Annotated in this window: 7 protein-coding genes, 1 tRNA gene and 1 pseudogene; 2 read left to right on the forward strand and 7 right to left on the reverse strand. The window is 54.9% G+C overall.

All coding sequences use genetic code 11. From position 1 onward, the window contains the following. Positions 1-315: pseudogene (locus ACTHSL_RS12105) on the reverse strand (IS481 family transposase); the annotation flags it as partial. Between the two features lie 152 nt (positions 316-467). Here ACTHSL_RS12105 and ACTHSL_RS12110 point away from each other — a divergent pair. Together ACTHSL_RS12110 and ACTHSL_RS12115 are read left to right on the forward strand one after the other, a co-directional pair. After that, positions 468-543, forward strand: a tRNA-Thr gene (locus ACTHSL_RS12110). A gap of 119 nt (positions 544-662) precedes the next feature. Then, positions 663-1082 (forward strand): hypothetical protein, encoded by a 420-nt coding sequence (locus ACTHSL_RS12115; protein ID WP_440381592.1) that lies wholly within the window; start codon positions 663-665, stop codon positions 1080-1082. A gap of 23 nt (positions 1083-1105) precedes the next feature. On the opposite strand, the gene ACTHSL_RS12120 is transcribed toward ACTHSL_RS12115, so the two are convergent. The 6 genes from ACTHSL_RS12120 to ACTHSL_RS12145 are packed head-to-tail and all read right to left on the reverse strand — an operon-like array spanning position 1106 to position 3925. Then, entirely contained in the window at positions 1106-1588 is a 483-nt protein-coding gene (locus ACTHSL_RS12120; protein WP_440381593.1) for a M15 family metallopeptidase, read from the reverse strand. Positions 1589-1622: 34 nt separating this feature from the next. Next, positions 1623-1976 carry a phage holin family protein gene (locus tag ACTHSL_RS12125; protein ID WP_157697503.1) on the reverse strand — a complete coding sequence of 118 codons (354 nt, stop codon included), beginning with the start codon at positions 1974-1976 and terminating at the stop codon, positions 1623-1625. Then, the gene (locus tag ACTHSL_RS12130; protein ID WP_440381594.1) at positions 1973-2326 is read right to left on the reverse strand and encodes a putative holin; all 354 of its coding nucleotides are present in this window, start codon (positions 2324-2326) and stop codon (positions 1973-1975) included. Before ACTHSL_RS12130 ends, ACTHSL_RS12125 begins: the two co-directional genes overlap by 4 nt. 7 nt (positions 2327-2333) lie before the next feature. Further along, positions 2334-2552, reverse strand: coding sequence for a tail protein X (locus ACTHSL_RS12135; protein WP_440381595.1), 219 nt, complete (start codon positions 2550-2552; stop codon positions 2334-2336). A gap of 31 nt (positions 2553-2583) precedes the next feature. Next, the gene (locus tag ACTHSL_RS12140; protein WP_440381596.1) at positions 2584-3474 is read right to left on the reverse strand and encodes a P2 family phage major capsid protein; all 891 of its coding nucleotides are present in this window, start codon (positions 3472-3474) and stop codon (positions 2584-2586) included. Positions 3475-3514: 40 nt separating this feature from the next. After that, positions 3515-3925 (reverse strand): hypothetical protein, encoded by a 411-nt coding sequence (locus ACTHSL_RS12145; RefSeq protein WP_440381597.1) that lies wholly within the window; start codon positions 3923-3925, stop codon positions 3515-3517. Positions 3926-4029: the final 104 nt, after the last annotated feature.

Below are 4029 nucleotides of genomic sequence, written 5' to 3' on the forward strand. Positions count from 1 at the left end.
GGTATCGAGATGTACCAGCTCTCCGGGGTAGGATTTATTGTAGCGTTTGGCCTGCCTTTTGAGTTTTTCCTGAATGCCGCGTTCTACCTTGGCCAGGCGTTTCATTCCGTACTTTGCCTGTTTGAAACGGTTGTTGGTACTGGTTTGGGGTTTGAGCAGTCTGCCTCTTACGGCTTTAAGTGCGCGGTAAATGGTGACGCGGCTGACTTGGTAGCGGCGTGCCAGGGAGGTGACGCTTTCCTTCTCTTGTGTGTAGGCCAGCCAAATGGCTTGGCGATGGTGCGGGGTGAGGCGGGTGTTTTTGTGCATGTTCATGTTTCAGTATTCTCCTGAAAATACTGTAAACAACGCTACTGATTTCTACAAATATATCCATAAAAAACAGTGTGATGATTTATTTTTATGCTTAATTGGAGAAAATGGCTTGCCAATTTTTTCGAAACACCGCATAATGCGCCCTTCTTTAAGCCGGTGTAGCTCAGTTGGTAGAGCACCTGACTTGTAATCAGGGGGTCGCGAGTTCGAATCCTGCCGCCGGCACCAACATAATATTTAGCATCAACAAGTTAAAGTAACTGTGTACCAAACGAACACCAATTACTTTATAAAATCCTGAAGGATGGTGTGTTTTAGAAATACACCATCCTTTTTCAATTAGAGCCATGGCCAGCATCACCAAACGAAACGGTAAGCACCTCGTCCGCGTGCGCCTGCGTGGCAACGTCCGCACCAAAACATTCCGCACGTCCGCCGAAGCAAAGGCATGGGCGGCGCAAACCGAAGCCGAAATCACCAGCCGCGCCCTTGGCATCACACCAAAAAACCAAACCGTCGGCGACATCATCCGACGATACCGCGCGGAAGTCACCCCCACCAAACGCGGCAGCTGCAGCGAAGACATACGCCTTGCCCGCTTTTTGCGCGACCCCATTTGCGATATTAAAACCTCCGAAGTCATGCCACATCACTTTGCCGAATGGCGCGACTGCCGCCTGAAGGAAGTGCAAGCCCCCAGCGCCGAGAGGGCGAAACCCTGCACGGCGGCAACCGCAAGCAAAACCGCAATCACAGCCGCCGCATAAATCATACTTTTCATGCCATCCCTCTACGCCAACTCAAAATGCGGGCCATCGATAAAGGCTTTCTTGCCTTCGGCTCGGCGGGCAGCCACATAATCGGCCACCAGTACCTCGGCGGGCTTGTCGGTATCGTTCAGCGTCTGCCAGCAGCCGCCCCAGCGGACGCGGACACCCGTCTCTTTTGCGGCAAGGCGCACTGCTTCGGCGATGGGGTAAAAGTGCGCCCAAGCCCACGATATTTCTTTCGTGCCGTTGCCGTCGAAGTCGCCCCACGGGATAAGGTCGGCGGCGTGGCCGTAGCCATCGGCTTGTTTTAAATGTTTGCTGTTGAGGGTACGGCTTGCGCCGGCGGCGACAAGTCGCTTTTGACGCTCCACGGTACGCAACCCCTCATTGACGCCGAAATCCTGCGCAGTAATCTCGATGGCGCGTTGAATGACTTTGACAAGGTTCGGATGCACGCCTTGCAGCTTGGCAAGGCTGGTTTTTCCTAATTGATAGCCTGACATTTTGATTTCCTTTTTTGTGTGTGTCGGCGGACGCTTAATGTTTTTCCGCGCCCCTAAAATTCCCGCGAGGCCGTCTGAAATGGTTTTCGGACGCCGCCCGCCCCTTTGCTTCGGGGCGTATTTTTCGCGGATGGATTTTGCTGACGTTCCCGCCGCTCCACAAAACCGCCCCCGTATGCAGGGCGAGGCCGAAAATCAGCAGCCAGCAGGTCAGGTTTTGCATTGCGAAGGCGGCCGACAGTGCAAGGCTGCACAGCCAAACGATGGACAGATAAGCGATGCACGCGCTCAGCGGTTTGTGGGTCTTGCCCCGCGCATCAAACATGATGATGCGGACGGCGGCAGTCAGCGACAGGGCAATAACGGCGGCGGTTTGGACGGCATTCATTCGGACACCTCCTCTTTCAGACGGCCTTTTTCGATCAGGCGCATAACGCGCTGTAATCCCAGCACCAAACCTGCCGAGAATAGGGCGGCAGCCGTAAAACTGTTAATGCGCAGGGCCTCGCCCGGCACAAGCCAGTTAATCAGCTCTTCCACGCCGTCGTAGCCGAAAATGCCGCCAACAAAGGACACCGCAAATAGCCAAGCCTTGTTTATCGGCCGCGCGGCCTTTTGGCTCAGCACAAACAGCGACGCGCCAATCAGTGCGCCGAAGGCGACGGAGGCATGGACGTGGTAACTGCCGATAACAATAACGGCCGTATTGATGGCAGTGGTTGTTTTGTCTTGGGTCATGACGTTTTCAGTCCCATAGGTTGACCGTTTTCACGGTTTCGGTTTTTTCTTCCTCGGGCGGCGGCATGACGATGGATACGCCCGCAGGCAAGACGGCAGGCTGTTGCGACAGCCCCGGATTGCGCGCCAATATCCGTTCCACTTGCTCCGCACTGCTGCCGTAGTATTCGTAGGCAATACTGCTGATGGTGTCGCCTTCCCGGCTGATGACGGTCTCGGTATTCATATCAGCTCGCTGTCCGTGTGGGCGCGGCCGATTAGGTCGGCAACGGCATAATGCCCTTGGCCAGCGGCGTAATCAGCAAGGTGTTGGCGGGCATATTCGGCACATACATCACCGGCAGGCCGCCCAAAGTGCGTTTTTCGCTCAGACGACCGCCTGCTTCCAGTTCGGTTGCCTTGTCGCCGGAGGCATTGACGATACGCAGGTACTTGTCGCCGACGGTACGGCGGGAGGCCAACACGACAAAGTCGGTGCGGTCGGCAAAACGCTCGTCCATCAACTCATTAAGCACATCGGTAACGACGGCGTCTAAATTTTTATACTCGGTTGCTCCCGGGCCGTATTTGACCTTTTCGTTAGCCTTGCCCAGTACCCGCGCGGCATTTTCTTCGCGCATTTTTTGCAGCCATCCTTTCGCCACGTCTTGCAGCAGCTGGTTTTGGGTAAAGTTGCTATTGGCGGCGCGGGACGTGCCGTTCATGCCGACCGTAATCAGGCTGATGGCGATGGATTCGGCGATTTTGCGGTTGATGCGGGCGGGGAAATCGGAGGTGACATGTGCCCACTGGTCAATCTCGTCATAGCGCAGGCGCACGTCGAAATTGGTTTTTTCCAGTTTGTAGCTGCGTTTACTCAGGCTGTGGATGGATCGCGGTTTGCGCTCGGTGTTGTCGTCCGAAGTGTCGGTGTTGCTGCCGATCAGTCCGGTAGACAAGCCGATAACGTCGCCGACTTTTTCCACCTTGCCGCTGATGTTGATTTGTTTCAACAGTTCGCTTGATTTGCCGATCTCGTCGTACATCCGCTGCACGGCGGCAGGGGCGACGCTAAAGTCTTCGCGCACCTGTTCGGGGCGCAGGTTGTTCGCCTGCGCGACGGCGGCGTACATGGCGGCGATGGCCGCAGATAGTTTTTTGCGTTGCATATTTTTTCCTCAATATGTGTGTGTTTGGGATAAGCGGGTTTTACCAACCGGCGACAGCCGCACCTTCGCCCGCGCCGGTATGCGGCGCACGGTTGCCGGTAAAAGCAACGGTTTCGAGCTGCTTCTCAAAGGCGGCGACTTTGCCTTCTAGCTCTTTAATTTTTTCCTGTTGGCCGTCTATTTTTTCGGCAAATTTTTCCAACAGTTCGGCAGCCTGCGCCAACTGCACGGCGTATTTGCCGCCTTCATCCTGTTCGGTTTTACCCGGCTGTTTTCCGTCGGCTTTTTCATCTGCTGCCGGAGTCTCGGCGGGCGCATCGCCTTTGTTGTCGGCAGGCGTTTCTTCCGCTTTGGTAAATTTGGCTAACAGGCGGGAAAAAATGCCTTCCGCCGCTTCGGCAGTTAATGGCTTTTCGGCTACCACCGCGTTTTTATCTGCTTCAATCGTCATGATGGTTCTTCTTTCGTTGGTTTCGGTTAGCGGAATTTACGGTGCAACGTTCCAAAGCTTTGTTCGACCATATAACGGGTTTTCGACAAATATCGGTTGCGTTT

It is taken from the genome of Neisseria sp. P0008.S010, from assembly GCF_051962715.1.
GTDB classification, from domain to species: domain Bacteria; phylum Pseudomonadota; class Gammaproteobacteria; order Burkholderiales; family Neisseriaceae; genus Neisseria; species Neisseria elongata.